This is a genomic window from Streptomyces sp. 2-1 (assembly GCF_048564895.1).
Lineage (GTDB): Bacteria > Actinomycetota > Actinomycetes > Streptomycetales > Streptomycetaceae > Streptomyces > Streptomyces phaeochromogenes.
The window spans coordinates 942084-962988 of sequence record NZ_CP183383.1; the positions used below are offsets into that span (position 1 = coordinate 942084).

Below are 20905 nucleotides of genomic sequence, written 5' to 3' on the forward strand. Positions count from 1 at the left end.
GTGATCCTGACGCCCTGGCCGTTCATGGCCCGACGTCCAGGGCTCCGCGGAACCGAGCACCTACCGCGGTCGTGGGACGATCAGGCCATGCTGCTGGAGACTCCCAGGCTCGTACTGCGCCGCTTCCGTGCCGAGGACGCGGCGCCGCTGGCCGCGTACCGGTCCGATCCGCTGGTGGCCCGCTACCAGAGCTGGACCGCGCCGGTGTCGCTCGACTCGGCGGCGCGGATGGTGCGGGGCCTGGCCACGGGGTCCCCCGAGGAACCGGGATGGTTCCAGTACGCGATCGAGCTCAAGGCCGACCACTGTCTGGTGGGAGACGTCGGGGTCTGCCTGCACGAGAACCGCATGCAGGCAGAGCTCGGCTTCACCCTGGCCGGCGACCGGCAGGGGCACGGCTACGCCTCGGAGGCCGTACGGGCTGTCCTCGGCGATCTCTTCGAGCGCCGGGGACTGCACCGAGTCTCCGCCGAGTGCGACGCGCGCAACGACCGCTCGGCCCGGCTGTTGCGACGGGTCGGCTTTGTCCAGGAGGGCCTTCTCCGGCAGGCCAGTTGGCTCAAGGACGAGTGGACGGACGACCTGCTGTTCGGCCTGCTGGCCTCGGACTGGCAGTCCTCCGAAGGGCTCTAGTCCGGTCTGTCACGCGTCGGCTGCCGCGTACACCCGGCGGCCGTCGACGAACGTCTGGAGCACCCGCGTGGCGGCGATCTCCTCCGGCGGCCCGGCGAACGGGTCGCGGTCCAGGACGACGAGGTCGGCGAGCCTGCCGACGGTGATGCTGCCGGTGGTGTCGTCGAGGTGGTTGGCGTGGGCGCTGCCCGCCGTGTACGCGGCGACGGCGGCGCCGAGGTCGATCTTCTGGTCCGGCAGGAAGGCAGGGGTGCCCTCGGGTGCGTCGGGGGCGACGCGGTTGACGGCGACGTGGAGGGCCGCCAGGGGGTCGGGGCTGCTGACCGGCCAGTCGCTGCCCCCGGCGAGGGTGGCTCCGGCGCGCAGCAGGTCGCCGAACGGGTACTGCCAGGCGGCCCGTTCGGGGCCGAGGAACGGGATGGTGAGTTCGTCCATCTGCGGTTCGTGGGCTGCCCACAACGCCTGGAGGTTGGCGGTCGCGCCCAGTGCGCGAAAGCGCGGTACGTCCTCGGGGTGGACGACCTGGAGGTGGGCGAGGTGGTGGCGGGTGTCACGCCACCCGTTGACCGCGCGGGCCGCCTCCACGGCGTCCAGCGCCTCACGCACCGCCCGGTCGCCGAGCGCGTGGAAGTGCACCTGGAAGCCAAGCGCGTCGAGTTCGGTGACGTACTTCTTCAGCTCGTCCGGCTCGACGAAGCTGAGGCCTGAGTTGTCGGAGGCGCAGCCGCAGCGGGTGAGATACGGGCCCAGCAGGGCGGCGGTGTGGTTCTCGGCGATGCCGTCCTGCATGACCTTCACGCTGGTGGCCCGGAACCGGCCCCTGCTCAACTCCTCCCTGCGCGCGGCGAGTTCGGGGATCTGTTCGCCGCCCCGGCTCCGGTCCCACCACAGCGCGCCGACGACCCGGGCGGTGAGCAGACCGCGGTCGACGGCCTCGTGGTAGGCGGGCGTCGGATCGGTCATGTTGGCGTACTCGCCGACGATGGCGTCCTGCCAGGCGGTGACCCCGTACGAGTGCAGCACCGACTGGGCCCGCAGCAGCGCGGCGAGTTGTTCCTCGGGGGTGGGGTCGGGCATCAGCCGGGACACCAGGTGGGCCGCGCCCTCCTGGAGCATGCCGGTGGGGTTGCCGTCGGCGTCCCGTTCGATGCGGCCGTCGGACGGGTCGGGGGTGCGGGCGTCGATGCCGGCCCGTTCCAGGGCACGGGAGTTGACCCAGGCGCCGTGGTGGTCGCGGTTGGGCAGGAACACGGGCCGGTCGGGGACGACCGTGTCGAGCAGGGCGGCGGTGGGCGTGCCGCCGGGGAAGGCCTCCATGGACCAGCCGCCCCCGGTGATCCACTCGGCGTCCGGGTGCTCGTCGGCGTACGCCCTGACGCGCCGCAGGTACTCCTGCGGGTCGACGGTGTCGTTCAGGTGGCACAGGCCCAGTTCGGTGCCCGCGCCCTGGGGGTGGACGTGGGCGTCCTGGAAGCCGGGCAGCAGCAGCCGTCCGGCGAGGTCGACGACCTCGGTGCCGGTGCCGATCAGCTCGTGGACCTCGTCGTGGCCGACGGCCACGATCCGCCCGCCGCGCACGGCCACGGCGGTGGCCCGGCTGCGCGCGGCGTCGACGGTGTGGACGGGTCCGCCGGTGAGGACGAGGTCGGCGGCCTGGGGGTGGGACATGGGTTCAACGCTCCAGAGGGGAGGGGATCGGACGGTCCATCGGGAGGAGATCAGACGGCGGTGCGGTCCATCGGCAGGGCGAGGGCGTCGGCATCCGTGCCGCGCCCGGTGGTGAAGTAGGGCGAGCGGCGGGCGTACTTGGCGACGGCCGCCATGACGAGTCCGCTCAGCACGATGGTGACGGGCAGGGAGAGCATGAACCAGCCGTTGTCGGGGCTGAGTTCGATGTGGTCGGTCATGGTCAGGTACGAGTATCCGAGGTAGCCGCCGAGGCCGAGCAGGACCAGTCCGGAGGCGGCCGGCACGCCGACGGCCAGCAGTGCCTCGCGGGGCCCGTCGTGGCGGGCGGCGCGGAAGCGGACGGCGCAGGCGAGCGCGGTGAGGCCGTAGTAGAGGGCGACGACGAGGCCGATGGCGTTGACGGCGGCCAGCAGCATGTCGCTCAGCTTGGGGATGGCCATGGCGAGGAGGGCGATGGCGGCGGCGATCGACATGACGAGGACGGTTCCGATGGCGGGCGTGCCGTACTTGGGGTGGATTCGGGTCCACACCGGGCCCATCGTGCGGTCGCGGCCCATGGCGAGCAGTCCGCGGGCGGTGGGGATGACGGAGGACTGGACGGAGGCGACGGCCGAGAACATCAGGGCGAGCAGCGGGAGGCTCGCCCAGGGTTCGGCGGCGAGCTTGGCGCCGAGGTACGGGAGGGCCTGTGGGCCGTTCTCGATGAGTTCGGGCAGGCTCATCTCCCGCTGGAAGGCGACCGAGGCGAAGATGAAGAGCCCGAGCATGGCGAACAGGGCGATGAATCCGCCGCGGGCCGAGTCGCCGGGGCTCCTGGTCTCCTCGGTGACGCTGAACGCCGCGTCCCAGCCCCAGAAGAAGAACACCGCGAGGACCATGCCCTGCGCGAAGGCCGTGCCGCTGGAGATCTCGAAGGGGTTGAACCACGCCCAGGAGAAGTCCTGATGGCCGGTCGCCAGGGCCCACGTACAGAAGACCAGCAGGACGGCGTACTCGAAGACCAGCAGGCCGAACTGGAGCCGGGTGGCACTGCGCACCCCGGTGATCGCGAGGACGGTGACGGCGGCGAGGACCACCAGGCCGACGACCGTGCTCACTGCGGTGGACGTCGGGTCGAGGGCGATCCCGGCGAGGGAGTCCAGGCCGGCCTTGTTGGCGAAGATCAGCACGACCGAGCCGGTCACCGCGCTCGTGTAGGCGAGAAAGATGATCGAGCCGACGAGGGTGACCCAGCCGGCCAGGAAGCCGGGCCAGGGGCCGAGGGACTTGCCGACCCAGGTGTAGCCGTTGCCGCAGTTGGGTTCCGAGCGGTTGAGGCGGGCGAAGGCCGTGGCGATGCCGAGGACGGGCAGGAACGCCAGGAGCAGCAGGGCCGGGGCCTGGAGACCAACGATCGTGCCGATGGCGCCCATGCCGATGGCGATGCTGGTGGTGGCCGCCGTACTGGAGGCGGCGATGGCGACGCCGTCGACGACGCCGAGCGAGCGGCGCAGTTCGGCGGGCGGACGGTCCGGGGCGGACTGGCCTGGAGCGAGGGAGGACATCAGGGCTCCTCACGAGGAGGGAGAGGGACGGGAGGAAGAGCCTTGTGGGGGATGCGAAGGATGGAACAACGGCCGAACACCTTGCGTCAATGCTGTTGACATAAGGCTGGGGTGAGCCGTTCACTGAGCGTGCACAGGCCCGTCGACCGTGCGAAGGGATCCGCCCTCATGCCCACCCGCGCCCCGCAGGAACGCCGACGCCGCCGCCCGACCGCCTCGGGCGTCGTGCTGTCCAAGGAGCTCATCACCGAGACCGCGCTGCGGCTGATCGGCGAGCACGGTCCGGAGGCGCTGAGCGTGCGCCGCCTCGGCGCGGCCCTCGGCTGTGACCCGAGCGCGCTGTACCGCTACTTCCGCAACACCGACGATCTGCTGCTGGCCATCGCCGACCGGATCATCGGGGACACCATGGTCGGATTCGTCGCGGGTCCCGACTGGGTCGCCTCGCTGCGCGACATGGCGATGCGGGTACGTGCCGGATACCTCGCCCATCCGCGGGCTGCCGCCATGGCCTCGTTCCGGGTCACGCGCCGTGAGAACGAGTTCCGTGCCGTGGAGACCGGGGTCGGTCTGCTGCTGTCCGCCGGTTTCCCGCCGGCCGACGCCGTCCGCCTCTACCTGGCCTTCATCGACACGGTTCTCAGCCACGCGGCCCTCGACGCGGCGTGCCATGCGCTTCCCCGGGAACAGCGCGAGGCCGACGAGCGGGCGTGGACGGAGGCCTACCAGTCGGTCGACCCGGCGGCCTACCCGGCGCTGAGCGAGGTGCGGGGCGAGCTGCACGCCATGGCCGAGAGCTCCTTCGAGCTGGCCGTGGACCTGCTGCTCGACGCACTCGCCGCCCAGGCCTCCGCCCTTCGCACGCGGACGTGAACCGCTCTCCCGAGGCGCACTGTCGCACTCCGGACGGAGCGGTCATGCTTGCCCCGACCAGTCGGAACGAGCGATCGACGGAGCCCGTATGACGACGGACAGGGACACACAGGTCGAGGTGAAGCCGGTCGCGGGACACATCGGCGCGGAGATCACGGGCGTCGACCTGGCCGGGGACCTGGACGACGCGGTGGTCGCTCAGATCAGGGCGGCAGTGCTGCGCTGGAAGGTGGTGTTCTTCCGGGGGCAGCGCCTGGACCACTCCTCGCATGTCGCGTTCGCCCGGCGGTTCGGCGAACCGGTCCGCCTCGGCAAACGCGGCAGCGCGTCACCCCCGGACTTCCCGGAGGTCGAGACGACGGCCGACCGGCTGGAGCTCGGCGGGCGCTACGGCATGGACCACGACGAGTGGCTGCGCAGGCGCCGGCATTCGCTGCTGCGCGGCTGGCACTGCGACCACGGCGCCCGCGTCGATCCGCCGGCCGCGACCATCCTGCGCGCGGAGGACGTGCCCCCGTACGGCGGCGACACGACCTGGTCCAACCTGGCGGCGGCGTACGCCGGGCTCTCTGCGCCCCTGCGGGACTTCGTCGACGGGCTGCGCGCGGAGCACCGGCTGGGGGTCGGTTATCAGCCACGGCCCGGCGACGACGCGTACGTACGGCATCTGCTGGACCGGCAGATCGCCACCGACCATCCGCTGGTGCGGGTGCACCCGGAGACGGGTGAGCGGGTGCTGTTCGTCAACGGCTACTACGTCGAGCAGATCCTGGGACTGTCCCGCATGGAGAGCGCGCCGCTGCTGGAGATGCTCCTCGGGCAGGCGACCCGGCCCGAGTACACCGTGCGGTTCCGCTGGGAGCCGGGGAGTGTGGCCTTCTGGGACAACAGGGCCACCATCCACCTGGCCCCCAGCGACACTGCCCATCTCGATCATCCCCGGGTCATGCACCGGGTGATGCTCGCGGGCGACGTCCCGGTCGGCGTCGACGGCAAACCGTCGGCACCGATCGTGGGGAGCGAACCACAGCGCTGGTGAGAACGACGGGGCGGGCCGGGCAGTCCGCGGGGCTCAGCCGGCCTTGGCCTGGGCCGAGATGCCGCCGTCCACCGGCATCGCCACACCGGTGACGAACGACGAGCGCCGGCTGCACAGCCAGGCCGCCGCCTCGGCGATCTCCCGGGGCGAGGCCATGCGCTTCTGGATCTGCGGGGCGATGAACGCCTGCTCCAGGTCCGGGTACTGCCGCACGGCCTCCTCGATCATCTCGCTGCGCGTCGTACCGACGACGAGCGCGTTGACGCGGATGCCCTGGTCCCCGTACTCGGCCGCCGCCGCGCGGGTGATCCCCAGGATGGCGTGCTTGGACGCGACGTACGGGACGGAGGCCCCGGTCGCGTAACGGCCCGCCGTACTGCTGGTGTTGACGATGGAACCGCCCCTGCCCGACGCGAGCATCACGGGCAGCTGGTGCTTCATGCAGTTCCACACACCCCGGACGTTGACGTCCATCGTACGGTCGTACACCTCGTCGTCGGTCTCGTGCAGAAGAGTGCCGACAGTGGCGTAACCCGCGTTGTTGAAGGCGGAGTCGAGCCCGCCGAAGTGTTCCACGGCCGCCTCGACCGCGCGGCCGACATCCGCCGCGACGGCGACGTCGCCCGGAACCGCGAGCGCCCGCCCACCGGCCGCACCGATCTCCTCCGCGAGCGTGTTCAACCGCTCCGCGCGGCGCGCCGTCAGAACGACCGCCGCGCCCTCCTCCGCGAACAGACGTGCCGCAGCCGCGCCGATGCCGCTGGACGCACCCGTGATCATGACCACCTGGCCTGCGAGCAGGCCCTGGTGGCTCCCCTGTGTGATCTCTTGTCCGGTCATCGGGCGAGCATACGCATCACGACATCGGCCGTAGCAGGGGCGAATCGGCCCCTCCGGTCAGCCCCTCCGGTCAGCCCTTCCGGCTGCTGAGCCGACGCCAGACGAGGTCGATGAGCCACGCGTTGGCCATGGCGGACGCGGCGAGTACGGCGTACAGCCAGGCCACCGATCCGTCCGGTACCGCCAGGAACAGCAGGCTGGTCGGGGCCGTGAAGAGGATCGGGATCACCGCGGCGAAGGAGGCGTCGCCCGTGGGCTGCGACGACACGACGGCCAGCCAGACGATCAGTGCGGCGGACACCGCGAGATACAGACGAGCGGGCCAGGTGCCGAAAGGAGCGCCCAACGTCTGGCCCCCGGTGACTGAACTCATCGTGCTTGCTCCCTCGTACGAGAGGTTCCGGCCACTCCGGCTCCCCGCTGCGCTCCAGTCTCTTCGGGTGGGTCCGGTGAGGCATGAGTTCACATACTCAGGTCGGCGGGGTGGGTACTCACCCGCGCGCGGCCTCAGCTGCGCAGCGGGATGTCCAACGACCGTACGAGCTGGGTCACTTCCTCCCGGAAGAGCTTGTCCGGGCTGGTCGTCTGGGTGCGCAGATGGCCGTAGACCTCCAGTGACACCAGGCCGTGCAGGCGCCCCCAGATGCGCAGGGCGAGCGCGACGGCGGCCGGCGGCAGGCCGGGGAAGTCCGCGCGGACCTTGTCGACGAGCCCGGCGTCGAAGTCGGACCACGCGAACTCGCTGCTCTCATGGAGGTGTTCGGCGTACGGCCAGGCGGCTGCCGCGAGCGCGGTGAGCCCGGCGCAGACTCGGTGGGCGGCCTCCGGGGCGGCGCCTCCGTGGGGGGTGTCGTAGCCGGGAACGGGGTCGCCGTAGACGAGCCGGAAGCCCTCGGGGTTGGCCAGGGCCCAGTTCCGGAAGGCGCCGGCCCAGCCCTGGATCCGGGTGGCCGGGCCCTCGGCGGAGGCGCTCTCCCACGCGGTGTCCACGGCGTCGGCCAGCTCGGTGTACACGTCGCCGATGAGCACGGTGACCAGGTCGTCGCGGGTGGCGAAGTAGCCGTAGATGGCGTTGGCCGTCATACCCATCTCGCGGGCGATGGCCCGCAGGGTGATGGCTTCGGGCCCGCCCGAGGCCATCAACTCCAGTGCCACGTCCTTGATTTCGGCCGTCGTCTCGGCCCGGAGCCGCTCGCGCCGCCCCGTGCTTCCCGCCCTGCTCGCCGTACCTGCCACCCGGGCACTCTACAGCGTCACCGGAATTGATGGCCGTATAGAAACTTCACACCGTATAGTCACCGCACGGGCGCAACCGATCCGGTTGACCGCGCCCTCGTGCCGCACGCGAGTAGGGGGAGAACCATGCACATCGGAGTCGTCGGAGCCACGGGGACCATCGGCAGCCGGGTCGTTGCCGAGGCTCTGGAACGGGGGCATCACGTCAGGGCGTTGAGCCGCGACGCGACACGGCCACGGGCCGACGAGAAGAGGGAGAACATCACCTGGGCGAGCGTCGACGTCCTGGACGCGGCGAGTATCACGGCCGTACTGCCCGGCCTCGACGTGCTCATCAGCGCCTACCAGCCCGGCAACGCCGCCAAGGACTTCGAGGACACCGTCCGGCGCTCGATCGACGACCCCACGACCCACTCCACCGTGGCGCACGCCCTGACGAAGGCGCTGGAGAGCCACCCGCGGACCCGGCTGATCGTGATCGGCGGCGCGGGCAGCCTGGAGGTCGAGCCCGGACTGGCGCTCGCCGACTCGGACGAGCGCATGCACGAGATCCTCGACCGGCTCGGACTGCCCCGCGCCTACGCGGCGGCGGCGCGCGGCGCCCGTGACGGCTTCGACGTCCTGCGCACCTCGAACCGGCTGTGGACCTACTTCAGCCCCGCCCTGGAGATCGCCCCCGGCGAGCGCACCGGCCGCTTCCGCATCGGCGGTGACCAGGCGGTCCGCGACGCGGAGGGGCGCAGCCGCATCTCGGCGGAGGACGCGGCGGTCGCCCTGATCGACGAGGCGGAGCTGCCGCGGTTCGTGCAGCGGCGCTTCACGATCGGCTACTGAAGAGACGTGTTGCTCCAGGCCCCGGCCCGCGTCATCGAGTGAGACCGCCGGCGAATTGGCCCAGTTCACTTGCGACGGGGGCCAGTTCCTCGGAGACGGGACACCGGGACACTCGGGTGTCGCTGTTGCGACATGTCCCACCTGTGCCACCGGAATCGAGTGACATGGCATTCCGTACCACCGGATTCTGTCCAGCGCATGAACTTCTCCGCGCGTACGACGGAAGGCACGGGACTGATGAGACGGATCCGCCTGGTGGCGGCGATATCGACAGGACTCGCTCTGGCTGCCGGTGCCGTGGCGCCGGTGGCCGCCGGTACCGGCACGGGGCCCACGGCGACAGCGGCGGCCGACGCTCCCGCGTCGAAGAGCCTCGGGACCGTGCGCCTGATCACGGGTGACCGGGTGACCGTGGGCACCGACGCCGAAGGGCGGCGGACCGCCTCGGTCACGCCCGGTGCCGGGCGGCGGCACATCCTCTTCAGGACCTACGAACAGGACGGGCGTCTGACGGTCCTGCCGTCCGACGCCGGGGACCTGGTCTCGGCGGGGCGCCTGGACCGGAAGCTGTTCGACGTGAGCGCGCTGCTCGCCCAGCGGTACGACGAGGCGCACAGCGACGCGCTGCCGCTGATCGTGGCGGGAGGCGAAGGCGCGGCGGAGTCCGCCGTGCGCAGGCTGACCGGCCTCGCCGAGGACGGTTCGCCGGTCCGCCGGCTGGACAGCATCGGCGCGAGGTCGGTGCGGGTCGCCGAGGCGGATCTCGGCCGGTTCTGGAAGCAACTAGCCCCGGAGGACAGCCCGTTGAGTGCCGCACGGGCCGCCGCCGGCACCCCGCGGGTGTGGCTCGACGGCCGGGTGGACGCCGCGCTGGACCGCAGTGTCCCGCAGATCGGCGCGCCCCCCGTGTGGAAGGCCGGCTACCGGGGCGAGTCCGTCAAGGTCGCCGTCCTGGACACCGGCGCGGACCAGTCCCATCCGGATCTGGCCGGACGGATCGCCGAGGCCAAGGACTTCTCGGGCAGCTCCGGCACCGGGGACGCCTTCGGGCACGGCACCCATGTCGCGTCGATCGTCGGAGGCAGCGGAGCCGCGTCCGGTGGCGGACGCAAGGGGGTGGCGCCCGGCGCCGACCTGCTCGTCGGCAAGGTTCTCGGGGACGACGGCTTCGGAACCGAGTCCCAGGTGATCGCCGGCATGGAGTGGGCGGCGGACGCGGGCGCCAAGGTCGTCAACATGAGTCTGGGCTCGGACAGTCCGAGCGACGGCACGGACCCGATGAGCCTCGCCCTGAACGAACTCACCGAGCGCACGGGCGCGTTGTTCGTCGTGGCGGCGGGCAACAACGGCGAGCAGGGCACGGGCACCATCGGCTCCCCCGGCGCCGCGGACGCCGCCCTCACCGTCGGCGCGGTCGACCGGAACGGCGGCCTCGCCCCCTTCTCCAGCCGCGGTCCACGGGCCGGTGACGACGCGGTCAAGCCCGATCTGACGGCGCCCGGCGTCGGCATCGTCGCGGCCCGCGCGACCGGGACGACGATGGGCGACCCGGTCGACGCACACCATGTGGCGGCCTCCGGTACGTCGATGGCCGCCCCGCACGTGGCGGGCGCCGCCGCGCTGCTCGCCCAGCGGCATCCCGACTGGAGCGCGGCCCGGTTGAAGGACGCGCTCGTCAGCACGGCCCGTACGGCCGACGGTCAGGAGGTCACCGAGCAGGGCGGCGGCCTCGTCGATGTGGAAGCCGCCGCCCTGGGGCCGGTCACCGCCACGGGCACCGTCGCACTGGGCCCGTTCGAGACCGGCGGCGGCAACACCCGTACGACGCAGCTGCGTTACACGAACACCTCCGACACCGACGTCACGCTCGCACTCACCACCCGGCTGGCCACGGCGGGAGGCCGCGAGCCGGCGGAGGGAGCGGTACAGCTCGGCTCCGCCTCCGTCCGCGTACCGGCCGGCGCCACGGCCGAGGTTCCGCTGACGGTCGATCCGGCCCGTGCCCAGCAGGGCGACTACTACGGGTACGTGACGGCGGCCTCCGCGGACGGGAAGGTCACCGTGCACACCACGGTGAGCCTCGTCGTGCAGGGGCCGGTACACCGGCTCACCGTCAAGACCGTCGACCACAAGGGCAATCCGGTCGAGGCCCTGCCGACGATCTGGGGAGCCGACGGCTTCGTGGGCTACACCGGCACCGACCCGGCCGTCGCCGAAGTCGAGGAAGGCACCTACCAGTTGGACTACTCGTCCCTGGACCCGGCCGCCGACGGGCAGGAGTTGCGCCATGTGGTCGTGCCGGAGGTGAAGGTCACCAAGGACATGTCCGTCACGCTGGACGCGCGCAGGACCACCCTGGTCGACATCCGCACACCCCGGCCGGCCGAGCAGCGCGGCATCCTCAGCTACCAGACGTACCGGAAGATCGACGGGCACAGCCTGCTCCAGGGGACGATGTACTTCGACGTCGGCAGGCGTCTGTACGTGAGTCCGACCTCCGCCGTCACCGACGGCACCTTCGAGTTCGCCTCGCGCTGGCAGTTCGTCGCGCCGCTCCTCGACATGACGGTGTCGGGCGGCAAGGACCCGCTGGACGCCTACTACATGCCCTCCTCGCCCCTCTTCGACGACAAGGGAACGCGCCTGACCGCGGTCGACGCGGGCGATGCCACCGCGCCCGACTTCGGCCGGGCCCGCGGAAAGCTCGCGGTCATCACCAACGAACAGGGCCTCAACGAACGGGAGTTGGCCGAGCGGGCGGCAGCCGCCGGGGTACGGGGCATCGTGCTGGTCCACTTCAGCGACATCGCGTGGACCCGCTGGCATCCTGAGGGCGACCGCTGGGGCGTGCCCACCGTCCGGATCGGCGCGAGCGCGGGAGCCGCTCTGCTGAAGCGGATCGGCAAGGGGCACACCACGGTGAAGTTCACCGGCACCGCGCGCAGCCCGTATCTGTACGACGTCATGCAGGTGTCCTCGCAGCGGATTCCGGAGAAGGTCGTGCACACGGTCTCCGAACGCAACAGCGCGGTCGTACGGGCCAGGTACGCCGACAACGGCGGCACCCCGTGGGCCAGTGAGCAGCGCTTCGCCCGGCGGCCGTACCAGGACACCGCCTGGCTGCAGTACACCCGTTACGTGCCGACCGGCTTCGAGCGGACCGAGTACGTGAGCTCCGGCGACACCGCCTGGCAGCATTTCGTGCACCACGAGACGACGTTCGACGTGGACACTCCGCTGCGCGTCGGCATGGCGGACGCGCAGCGCACGTACCGGGCGGGCGAGCGGACGAGCGACACCTGGCAGGGAGCCGTCGTCCGGCCGTCGATCCCGCGCGGCACCGCGACTCCGTCCGTGCGCAGGGGTGACGTACTGAGCCTGCGGATCCCGGAGTTCACCGACTCGCAGGCAGGTCACCGCTCGCGGCTGCTCGTGGGCGGCGGCGGGATCGGTACCTCGGGCGGGGCGAAGGCGGCGCAGGGCGACTCGGCCGCCGCCGTGCTCTACCGCAACGGCCGGAAGACCGCGGAGGCCGACAGCGCCTGGACGGACTTCGAGGTCCCGTCCGGTGCGGCCGACTACCGGCTCGATCTCACCACCTCGCGCGTGTCACAGGAGTGGGCGTACGGGACCGGCACCGAGACGTCCTGGTCGTTCCGCTCGGGCGGCACGGGCGGAACGGACGCGGCGACAACGCTGCCGCTGCTCCAACTCGACTACGACGTACCGGTCGACGCGTACAACGCCGTACGTTCCGGCCGCACGCACACCGTCGGACTGTCGGTCCGCGCCCAGGACGCGCTGGCCGCACCGCGCGGGGTGAGCGTCCACGCCGAGGCCTCGTACGACGGCGGCGGGAGCTGGAGCCGGGCCGAGGTGAAGGACCGCGGGCACAACGTGTTCGAGGCCGTCGTCAAGAAGCCGTCGCGGGTACGCGGTGACGCGTACGTGACACTGAGAGTGACGGCGCGCGACGGCGCGGGCAACTCGGTGCGGCAGACCGTGCAACGGGCCTACCTGCACCGCGGATAGGTACTGCGTGCACATCCGGGGGTGAGCGGGCGCAGGACGGCCCGCTCACCCTCACCGCCTGTAACACCCGTGCAGTACGGTGTTCGAACATTGAAGCCGGTCGGTCTCGGGGAGGGGCGCTTTGGCGCTGGAGGCGGCAGGGGTGTCGGAGGCCGAGGAGTCCGTCTACCGACATCTGGTGACGACGGGTCAGGCCTCGGCCGGTGATGTCGCCGCGCGCACAGGACTGAGCCCGGCCGAGGCCGAGCGGGTGCTCGACGCGCTGGCCGTCAAGGGCATGGCGAGCCACACCGACGTGCTGCCCCGGCACTTCCGGGCCACTCCCCCGGACGTGGCGCTGATGCCCCGGCTGAAGCGGAACGCCGACGCGCTCGACCTCGCCCGGGCCGAGGCCACCAGCCTGCTGCAGGTGTACCGCGACACGATGCGCCGCCGGGACGCCAGCGAGCTGATCGAGGTCATCACGGGCGCCGAGGCGCTGCGTCAGCATCTGCGCCAGATCCAGGCGAGCGCCCAGGACGAGATGCTCTGGTTCTGCAAGGCCCAGTACGTGGCGATGCCGTCGGGCAGCAACAGTTCGGAGTTCGAGGCGTTGGCGCGCGGCGTGCGCTACCGGGTGCTGTACGAGAAGGCCTTCTTCGACGACGAGGGAGCCGTTGACAACGTTGTTGCGGGCGTCCGCGCAGGTGAGGTGGCCCGTGCGGTTCCGCATCTGCCGCTGCGCCTCGCGGTCGCGGACCGTGCCATCGCGGTCTGCCCGCTCGTCCCCGGCGGTCCCCACGGCAGCCCTGACGAACCCACCGCCGCACTCGTACGGGACAGCAATCTGCTCGCCGCTCTCATCGCCCTGTTCGAGCGCTACTGGGAGGACGCCGTCCCGCTGGACGTCGACGACTCGGGCGCGGTCGCCGGGACGGACGGAGTCGGCGGGCCCGACCCGCTGTCCGCGATCGACCGGCGGCTGCTCGCCCTCCTGGTGGCGGGCGTCGCCGACAAGGCGGTGGCGACCCAACTGGGCCTGAGCCGCCGCACGGTGCAGCGTCACATCCAGCGCATGATGGAGCTGGCCGGCGCGGCCACCCGTATGCAGCTGGCGTGGCAGGCCGCGCGCCGGGGGTGGCTGTGACAGGCCACTTGGGCGGTAGGGCGGGAAGTGGCCAAAGTGGCTGACGGAAGCCGTGTTGCCGCCAGGTAAAGGCCCATGTGATCCGCCACGTGCGGCGACGGACACAACAGATGCCCACTGACCGTATTTCGGACAACGATCTCCGCAGTGGTGACAGTCGTCCCGCACGCTGAAACGATCCAGTGACCGCACGGTCGCCACTCGCACCTCTCCCGCCGGAGGCGTCCCGCCCTCCGGCTCCGCACTCTGACGGGCTGTCACCAGACAGCCGGACACTAGGAGTTGCAGCAGTGACGGACACCTTCCGTACGATCGGGGCGGCGCCGTCGCCCCAGAATCCTCCGCCATCCCGACGTCGCACCTCCGCTCGCTCGCGCATGGCGACGATCGCGGTCGGCACGATGGTCGCGCTTCTCGGTTCGACGCTCCCCGCCTGGAGCGCCGAGCCCGTGACCGGGACCGCCCGCTCGGATCGGGCTCCCAGGCAGATCGAGGCGGAGCCAAGACCCGGCGCCAGAACCGTCGGACTCTCTCCCGCGCAGCGGAGGAAGATGCTCTCGGTGGCGGCCGACTCCCGTACGGCCACGGCCCGTTCCCTGAAGCTGGGCGAGCGGGAGAAGCTGATACCGAAGGACGTCATCAAGGATGCCGACGGAACCGTGCATACCCGCTACGAGCGCACGTTCGCCGGGCTGCCCGTACTCGGCGGCGACCTGGTGATTCACGAACGCGGCGGCACCCGTACAGTCTCCAAGTCCTCGCCCACGACGATCTCGGTACCCACCACGAAGGCCTCCGTCCCGGCCGCGAAGGCGGAGAAGTCGGCGCTGGACGCGGCCGAGTCAAAGAAGACGGACGAGGCCTCGCCGGAAGGCGCACCGCGGCTCGTCGTCTGGGCGGGAAGCGGGGCCGCCGAACCGGCGCTCGCCTGGGAAACCGTCGTCACCGGCGTGCAGGAGGACGGGACTCCGAGCAGTCTGCGGATCGTGACCGACGCCAGGAGCGGCGCGCTGCTGGGGAGTTTCGAGCAGGTCCACTCCGGTACGGGCGTGAGCCAGTACAGCGGCACCGTGCAGGTCGGCTCCGTACGCGGCGGCGACCTCTATCAGCTGACCGACCCCCAGCGCGGCGGCCACACGACGTACGACGTGAGCGCGGGCGGGCTCGGCACCCTCCTGACGGATGACAACGATGTCTGGGGCGACGGAACGCCCGCCGACCGCCAGACGGCCGCCGTGGACGCCGCCTACGGCGCGCAGAAGACCTGGGACTTCTACCACGACCGGTTCGGCCGCAACGGCATAGCCGACGACGGTGTCGGCGCCCGCTCCCGGGTGCACTTCGGCGACGGATACGCCAACGCCTTCTGGGACGACCTCTGCTTCTGCATGACCTACGGGGACGGCCTGGACGACGCCCGTCCGCTCACCGAACTCGACATCGCCGCCCACGAGATGACCCACGGCGTCACCTCCGCCACGGCGGACCTCACGTACTCCGGTGAATCCGGCGGTCTGAACGAGGCCACCAGCGACATCATGGGCACCGCCGTGGAGTTCTTCGCCAACAGCGCCAAGGACGTGCCCGACTACCTGGTCGGCGAACTGGCCGATGTGCGCGGCACCGGGAAACCCCTGCGGTACATGGACGAGCCCTCCAAGGACGCCTCGGTGAAGGGCACTTCGCAGGACCACTGGACCGAACAGACCCGCAAGCTGGACCCGCACTTCAGCTCCGGCGTGGCCAACCACTTCTTCTACCTGCTCGCCGAGGGCAGCGGGAAGAGGACCGTCAACGGCATCGCCTACGACAGCCCCACCTACGACGGCCTGCCGGTCGCGGGTCTGGGCCTGCACAACGCCACCAACGTCTGGTACCGGGCGCTGACCCGCTACATGACCAGCAGCACCGACTACGCGGGGGCCCGCACCGCCACGCTCCAGGCAGCCGCCGATCTGTTCGGCGTGTCCAGCGACGCGTACGAGGCGGTCGGCAACGCCTGGGCGGCCGTCAACGTCGGCCCCCGCTACGTCAACCACATCGCCGCGAAGGCGCCCTCCGCCCGGGACTCCGCCGTCGGTCAGCCGACCAGCCGTCCGATCGAGGCGACGAGCACACGACCGGGCGCCCTGACGTACTCCGCCAGAGGCCTGCCTGATGGCCTGTCCATCGACTCCGCGACCGGGCTCATCTCCGGCACCCCGACATCGGCCGGTGCCTTCACGACCGCCGTGACGATCAGGAACTCCGCCGCGGAGACGCGCACGCTGCCCTTCACCTGGAAGGTCCTGGCCTCCGGCGGCGACCACTTCGTCAACCCCGCCCGATTCGACATCCCCAACTGGCGCACCATCGAGTCGCCTATCACCGTCACTGGCCGCGAGGGCAACGCCTCCAGCGATCTCAAGGTCACCGTCGACCTGATCCACGACTTCATCGGCGGCCAGGTCATCCATCTGGTCGGCGAGGACGGCACGGCGCTGCTCGTGAAGGACTTCGTCTGGGACACCGGTTCCGAACTGCACACGACCTTCACGGTCGACGCGTCGGCGATACCCGCCAACGGCACATGGAAGCTGCGTGTCACGGACAACACGCCCGGCATCTTCACCGTCGACCCGGGCTACCTCGACAGCTGGAGTCTCACCTTCTGAGTCACCGCCTCAGAGACACCGCCGCGCTCGGAAGCCGACCGGGCGCGGCGGCGACCCCCGACGACAGAGCATGGACGGGACAGCCCCTCCAGCCGCTGAGCCGCCCTGACGGGACCTAGGCGCCCGAGTCGAAGGTCCCGTACTGGGGCAGGCCCGTCGTCTCGTAGATCTGGGACGTCACGCCGCTCGGTGTCGTCTCGCTGTGCAACAGCCGCAGCCCGGACGGCGCACCGTTCTCCGGGAACAGCCGGCGTCCGCCGCCCACGACCACCGGCGCGATCATCAGGCGCACCTCGTCGACCAGCCCGGCGGCCAGCAGGGACGCGCCCAGGCGGGCGCTGCCGTGGATCTGCAGCTCGCGGCCGGGCTGCCGCTTCAACTCGGCGACCTGGGCCGGTACGTCTCCGGAGAGGATGGTGGTCGGGTCCCAGTCGGCCGTGGTCAGGCTGTGCGAGGCCACGTACTTCGGCAGGCCGTTGAGCTTGGTGCCGATCGGGTCGTCCGGGTCGTTCATCTTCGGCCAGTCCCTGGCGAAGCTGACGTAGGTGCGGCGGCCGAACAGGAACGCGTCCGCCTCGTCGAGCCAGCCCGTGACGATCCGCATGTACGCGTCGTCCAGGTGCGGCACGAGCCAGCCTCCCCGCGTGAACCCGTCGCTGGTGTCCTCCTCAGGGGAGCCGGGGCCCTGGGCCACGCCGTCCAGCGACAGGAACTCCTGCAGAATCAGCCTCACGGTGCACTGCCCTTCCTCGGTTCGAGGCGCTCGCCGCCTCCGCGCCAGTACCGACTGTGCGCCGCGCCGAAACTCATCGGCCGGTGACACGCTCATCGATGTAACTCCCGCGCCGGCGATATCCACCGCTGCCACGGGTCGCCGTCACCGTTCGGCCGACACGCGGGGAACGCCCGGTGACACGGACCGCCCGCGCACCCAGCCGTACATCACCACCGAGCACAACGCCGCGAACGCACACCACGTCGAGACGAACTCCAGCTCCCACAGCGCCCAGCAGACCACCGCGCCGACGGCGACCAGGCCGCCCAGCAGCACAAGCACCCGGTCGCCGGAGAGCAGCAGGGAGCCGACCGTGGCCAGCAGGTAGCCCGCCACGAGGAGTTCGGCCCGAGGCAGATCGATGACGTATCCGACGGTGTGGCCGCGGATGTCGGCGGTCACCGAGTGCGTGGCGAGGTTGTACGAGAGGGTCGCCGCGGTGGCGAGACCGGCGGCGAGCGGGATGATCAGCCGGTGGCGGGCACCCGGCGGCGTCGCGCACAGAACGGCCACCGGTACCCACAGCGCGAGCAGCGGAAGCGCCATCGCCGCCCAGGCCACGGTGGCGGGCCCGGTGCCTCCCCCCGACCGCCAGACCAGGGACTCGACCACCTGATGAGCCCCGAGCAGCAACGGCAGCCCGGCCAGCGGAAGGTCACCGACCCGGCGGGTCCGCGCCACACAGGCGACTCCGACGGCGGCGATGCCGCAGCCCGCCACGAGATCGGCCGTCGCGCTCCAGCACATCACGCCACCAGGTGTTTCGACTCACGGGTCCGGCCTTGCGGTGGCCACCGTACGGCCCGGCCCGCCGACGCCCGCGCTGACACGACCGCCATGCCCCTGACCGGCGGCAGGACCGGCGACAGGGCCAGCGGTAGAGGCGGTGGGCAGGGGCTGAGGCAGAGGGATTGCCGGGAGCAGTAAGCGCTCTCTAGACTCGACTGCGATGAACTCGGAAGGCTCGATGGACGACTCCTACTTCGACTACTGCCCCTGGGACTTCGTCCGTCGTGCGTCCGACGAACAGCGCGCCGCGCAGGCAGCCCTCCAGAAGCGGCTGACGGCCGGCGGCGCGACTCTCGGCCCGCGCACCTACGTCTCCCCCGCCGCCGGGGTGTTCACCGACGTCCTGCGTCTGGGCGAGAACTCCTGCATCGCCGGGCACGCGTACGTCACCGGCGAAGTGACGGCCGGCGCCGACTGCACGGTCAATCCGTACGCCACCGTGCGGGGCCGCGTCGCCCTCGGGGACGGTGTGCGGATCGGTGCCCACAGCTCCCTGCTCGGGTTCAACCACGGATTCGCGCCCGACCGGCCCGTGCACCGGCAGCCCCTCACCAGCAAGGGCATCACCGTCGGCGACGACGTGTGGATCGGCTCGAACGTCGTCGTCCTCGACGGGGTGACGATCGGGGACCACTGTGTGGTGGGCGCGGGCGCCGTCGTGACCAAGGATCTGCCGCCGTGGACGGTCGCCGCGGGGAACCCGGCCCGCCCGCTCCGGGACCGCCGTGGTCAAGGGTCCCCGTCCTCCGCAGGCCCGGTTACGGCCGACGCCCTGGGGGACGCCGTCGCCCGTTTCGCGGACCGGGCCCGGAGCCAGGCCGCCGACCTCCTCGCCCGTGGCTGGAACGCGGACACCGGCCGCTACAGCGACCGGCCCGGAGCGCCCGAGACCGTCCGCGCGCACTGCGACGCCGTCGAGATCGCCGATCTCCTCCTGCACTCCCATCCGCCGCAACTGTCCGCCACCGAACACGCCGAGCGGCTGCGCGCGCTGCAGGACCCGACCAGCGGACTCGTGCCCGAACTCGCCTCGGACGGCGATCCCGGTGTGCTGCCCGCCCCGGCGTCGGACGGCTGGATCGACGACGGCACCGCGGAGTACCACGTGCTGTCCGTCGGCTACGCGCTCGACCTGCTGGGCTCCCATTTCGCCCACCCGGTCCACGTCGTACGGCGCATGACGGCCGATCGGCTCGTCGCGCGCCTGGACTCGCTGCCGTGGCGGACCCGGGCGTGGTCGGCCGGTGCGTGGGTCGACTGCTGGGCGACCGGCGCGCACCGGAACCTGGAGCTGGGTGCCGAGGCGGCAGCGCCCGGCGCATTGGAGGCACTGTTCGGCTGGCTCGGCACCCGGGTGGATCCCTGGACGGGGATGTGGGGCGAGGCGGCCTCACCCGCAGCGGGCCGACTGCAACTGGTCAACGGCTACTACCGGCTGACGCGGGGCTCGTTCGCGCAGTTCGGGCTGCAAGTGCCGTATCCGGAACGGGTGGTGGACACCGTGCTGGACCATGGCGGTGATCCGCGCTGGTTCGCGGCTGGCCGTCAGAACGCGTGCAATGTGCTGGACGTGGCGCATCCGTTGTGGCTGGCCGGGCAGCAGACCCGCCACCGTGCGGCCGAGTCGCGGGCCTGGGCCGGGGAACAACTGGCCCAGGCGCTGGAGCGCTGGCGGGACGGGGCCGGTTTCGGGTTCGGCCCGCCGGGCGAGGGCGGTGCGGGTCCCGGTCGGGACCCGGGTCTCCAGGGCACCGAGATGTGGCTGGCGATCATCTGGCTGCTGGCCGATCTGGTGGGTGTGGCGGACCGGCTGGACTACCGGCCGCGCGGCGTCCACCGCCCGGAGGCCGCCCGCTCACCCGTTTCTCGGATCCCTGCTCAGCCGATCCCCATCGACAACTCGCTGTAGTAGAAGTCGTGGTCCGAGTGGACGGTCGGGCGGGTGCCTGTGTCGGCCCAGCGTGCGGCGCCCCGCTCTCCCCACACGAACAGGTAGTCGAGCTTGCGGCCGTCCTCGTAGGTCGGAAAGGCGAACGGCGGCCCGGACTCACGAGGGCCGCTCGCCTCGATGCCGTCGTACATGACGTCCAACTCCGGTGCGTCGGGCGGAGCGTTCAGGTCACCGGCGATGACGAGCGGGCCGTCCGCACCCAGCGTGTGTGTGCCGTCCGGTTTCCAGCCGTGGCGGATGAACGCGGCCTGGGCCTCCCGTTCACCGTCCTTCGTGACACCGACGATCAAGTGCGTGCTGCACGCGGTGACTTGGGGTCCCGAGGGACCCTGGTTCCCGGCGGCTCGTACGACGGCACAGATGATTCCCCGCTCCCCGCCCCTGTTGTCCAGGTTCGGCAGCAGGGCCGGTGGCAGGATCTTCGTGGCCGAGTGGAACAGGATGGCGTTGCCGTACGGCTGGCCGTCGGCGCAGTCCGTACCGGTGTCGATGAAGGCGCTGCGCAGGCCCAACTCCCGCGCGAATCGCTCGCCTTGGGCCTTGCAGACCTCCTGGAGGCCGATGAACAGCCAGCGGCCCATGCCGCCGCGCCTGAGGTTTCTGATGGCGTCGGCTTCTTCTTTGATCCAGTCGCCGGCGTCGCCTCGATGGCCGATGTTTCCGTAGATGTTGAAGGTGCCGACGTAGTGGCCCTGGGTGACTTTCGGTCGGGCGGCAACGTCCGGTGCGGCTTCCGCGTCGGGGGTGGCACCGCTTCCCGAGGGGATTGCCACCAGAACGCACAACAGGGCCAGCACAATTGCTCTGGCCCGGCCGCGTCTCCTCGTACGACGCGTTGTCATGACATCGAAGATACCGTCGCAACCTGTGACCCGGCCGGACCACAGTGC

Annotated in this window: 16 protein-coding genes; 8 read left to right on the top strand and 8 right to left on the bottom strand. The window is 71.3% G+C overall.

Annotation, left to right across the window (positions count from 1 at the left end; all coding sequences use genetic code 11):
- Window positions 1–87 precede the first annotated feature (87 nt).
- Window positions 88–633, top strand: coding sequence for a GNAT family N-acetyltransferase (locus tag ACN20J_RS04345; RefSeq protein WP_189841739.1), 546 nt, complete (start codon window positions 88–90; stop codon window positions 631–633).
- 9 nt (window positions 634–642) lie between these two features.
- Here ACN20J_RS04345 and ACN20J_RS04350 read toward each other — a convergent pair whose 3' ends face one another.
- Both ACN20J_RS04350 and ACN20J_RS04355 read right to left on the bottom strand, forming a co-directional pair.
- Entirely contained in the window at window positions 643–2301 is a 1659-nt protein-coding gene (locus tag ACN20J_RS04350; RefSeq protein ID WP_190231322.1) for an amidohydrolase, read from the bottom strand.
- A gap of 50 nt (window positions 2302–2351) precedes the next feature.
- Window positions 2352–3866: an APC family permease gene (locus ACN20J_RS04355; RefSeq protein ID WP_190231323.1), complete on the bottom strand. Its 1515-nt coding sequence runs from the start codon at window positions 3864–3866 to the stop codon at window positions 2352–2354.
- Between the two features lie 168 nt (window positions 3867–4034).
- On the opposite strand from ACN20J_RS04355, the gene ACN20J_RS04360 reads away from it, so the two are divergent.
- Both ACN20J_RS04360 and ACN20J_RS04365 read left to right on the top strand, forming a co-directional pair.
- Entirely contained in the window at window positions 4035–4739 is a 705-nt protein-coding gene (locus ACN20J_RS04360) for a TetR/AcrR family transcriptional regulator (RefSeq protein WP_189841736.1), read from the top strand.
- 88 nt (window positions 4740–4827) lie between these two features.
- Window positions 4828–5778 carry a TauD/TfdA dioxygenase family protein gene (locus ACN20J_RS04365; RefSeq protein WP_189841735.1) on the top strand — a complete coding sequence of 317 codons (951 nt, stop codon included), beginning with the start codon at window positions 4828–4830 and terminating at the stop codon, window positions 5776–5778.
- Between the two features lie 33 nt (window positions 5779–5811).
- Here ACN20J_RS04365 and ACN20J_RS04370 read toward each other — a convergent pair whose 3' ends face one another.
- The 3 genes from ACN20J_RS04370 to ACN20J_RS04380 form a co-directional block, all read right to left on the bottom strand.
- Window positions 5812–6618 carry an SDR family NAD(P)-dependent oxidoreductase gene (locus tag ACN20J_RS04370; RefSeq protein WP_190231324.1) on the bottom strand — a complete coding sequence of 269 codons (807 nt, stop codon included), beginning with the start codon at window positions 6616–6618 and terminating at the stop codon, window positions 5812–5814.
- Between the two features lie 70 nt (window positions 6619–6688).
- Window positions 6689–6991: an SCO4225 family membrane protein gene (locus tag ACN20J_RS04375; protein ID WP_189841733.1), complete on the bottom strand. Its 303-nt coding sequence runs from the start codon at window positions 6989–6991 to the stop codon at window positions 6689–6691.
- 134 nt (window positions 6992–7125) lie between these two features.
- Entirely contained in the window at window positions 7126–7854 is a 729-nt protein-coding gene (locus tag ACN20J_RS04380; RefSeq protein WP_246575527.1) for a TetR/AcrR family transcriptional regulator, read from the bottom strand.
- A 126-nt stretch (window positions 7855–7980) separates the two neighbouring features.
- On the opposite strand from ACN20J_RS04380, the gene ACN20J_RS04385 reads away from it, so the two are divergent.
- The 4 genes from ACN20J_RS04385 (at window position 7981) to ACN20J_RS04400 (ending at window position 16500) form a co-directional block, all read left to right on the top strand.
- Window positions 7981–8688, top strand: coding sequence for an NAD(P)-dependent oxidoreductase (locus tag ACN20J_RS04385; RefSeq protein WP_419665278.1), 708 nt, complete (start codon window positions 7981–7983; stop codon window positions 8686–8688).
- A 237-nt stretch (window positions 8689–8925) separates the two neighbouring features.
- A complete protein-coding gene (locus tag ACN20J_RS04390) occupies window positions 8926–12720 on the top strand; it encodes a S8 family serine peptidase (protein WP_419668830.1) in 3795 nt (1264 codons plus the stop codon).
- 121 nt (window positions 12721–12841) lie between these two features.
- Complete coding sequence (locus tag ACN20J_RS04395; RefSeq protein WP_190231326.1) at window positions 12842–13846, top strand: helix-turn-helix transcriptional regulator; 1005 nt, start codon at window positions 12842–12844, stop codon at window positions 13844–13846.
- A 377-nt stretch (window positions 13847–14223) separates the two neighbouring features.
- Entirely contained in the window at window positions 14224–16500 is a 2277-nt protein-coding gene (locus tag ACN20J_RS04400) for a M4 family metallopeptidase (RefSeq protein ID WP_419665279.1), read from the top strand.
- 115 nt (window positions 16501–16615) lie between these two features.
- Here ACN20J_RS04400 and ACN20J_RS04405 read toward each other — a convergent pair whose 3' ends face one another.
- Window positions 16616–17233 carry a dihydrofolate reductase family protein gene (locus tag ACN20J_RS04405; RefSeq protein WP_419665280.1) on the bottom strand — a complete coding sequence of 206 codons (618 nt, stop codon included), beginning with the start codon at window positions 17231–17233 and terminating at the stop codon, window positions 16616–16618.
- A gap of 144 nt (window positions 17234–17377) precedes the next feature.
- Complete coding sequence (locus ACN20J_RS04410; RefSeq protein WP_419668831.1) at window positions 17378–18022, bottom strand: DUF6629 family protein; 645 nt, start codon at window positions 18020–18022, stop codon at window positions 17378–17380.
- A gap of 202 nt (window positions 18023–18224) precedes the next feature.
- Between ACN20J_RS04410 and ACN20J_RS04415 the strand changes: the two genes are divergently transcribed.
- A complete protein-coding gene (locus tag ACN20J_RS04415) occupies window positions 18225–19973 on the top strand; it encodes an acyltransferase (protein WP_419665281.1) in 1749 nt (582 codons plus the stop codon).
- On the opposite strand, the gene ACN20J_RS04420 is transcribed toward ACN20J_RS04415, so the two are convergent.
- On the bottom strand, window positions 19943–20857 hold the full coding sequence (locus tag ACN20J_RS04420; RefSeq protein WP_419665282.1) for an endonuclease/exonuclease/phosphatase family protein: 915 nt from the start codon (window positions 20855–20857) through the stop codon (window positions 19943–19945). The two genes, ACN20J_RS04415 and ACN20J_RS04420, sit on opposite strands and share 31 nt — an antisense overlap.
- Between the last annotated feature and the right edge of the window lie 48 nt (window positions 20858–20905).

Excerpts from the sequence above, each read along its gene's own strand:
- ACN20J_RS04345 (WP_189841739.1), top strand. The coding sequence starts at position 88 with ATGCTGCTGGAGACTCCCAGGCTCGTACTGCGCCGCTTCCGTGCCGAG.
- ACN20J_RS04350 (WP_190231322.1), bottom strand. The coding sequence starts at position 2,301 with ATGTCCCACCCCCAGGCCGCCGACCTCGTCCTCACCGGCGGACCCGTC.
- ACN20J_RS04355 (WP_190231323.1), bottom strand. The coding sequence starts at position 3,866 with ATGTCCTCCCTCGCTCCAGGCCAGTCCGCCCCGGACCGTCCGCCCGCC.
- ACN20J_RS04360 (WP_189841736.1), top strand. The coding sequence starts at position 4,035 with ATGCCCACCCGCGCCCCGCAGGAACGCCGACGCCGCCGCCCGACCGCC.
- ACN20J_RS04365 (WP_189841735.1), top strand. The coding sequence starts at position 4,828 with ATGACGACGGACAGGGACACACAGGTCGAGGTGAAGCCGGTCGCGGGA.
- ACN20J_RS04370 (WP_190231324.1), bottom strand. The coding sequence starts at position 6,618 with ATGACCGGACAAGAGATCACACAGGGGAGCCACCAGGGCCTGCTCGCA.
- ACN20J_RS04375 (WP_189841733.1), bottom strand. The coding sequence starts at position 6,991 with ATGAGTTCAGTCACCGGGGGCCAGACGTTGGGCGCTCCTTTCGGCACC.
- ACN20J_RS04385 (WP_419665278.1), top strand. The coding sequence starts at position 7,981 with ATGCACATCGGAGTCGTCGGAGCCACGGGGACCATCGGCAGCCGGGTC.
- ACN20J_RS04390 (WP_419668830.1), top strand. The coding sequence starts at position 8,926 with ATGAGACGGATCCGCCTGGTGGCGGCGATATCGACAGGACTCGCTCTG.
- ACN20J_RS04400 (WP_419665279.1), top strand. The coding sequence starts at position 14,224 with ATGGCGACGATCGCGGTCGGCACGATGGTCGCGCTTCTCGGTTCGACG.
- ACN20J_RS04410 (WP_419668831.1), bottom strand. The coding sequence starts at position 18,022 with ATGTGCTGGAGCGCGACGGCCGATCTCGTGGCGGGCTGCGGCATCGCC.
- ACN20J_RS04415 (WP_419665281.1), top strand. The coding sequence starts at position 18,225 with ATGAACTCGGAAGGCTCGATGGACGACTCCTACTTCGACTACTGCCCC.
- ACN20J_RS04420 (WP_419665282.1), bottom strand. The coding sequence starts at position 20,857 with ATGACAACGCGTCGTACGAGGAGACGCGGCCGGGCCAGAGCAATTGTG.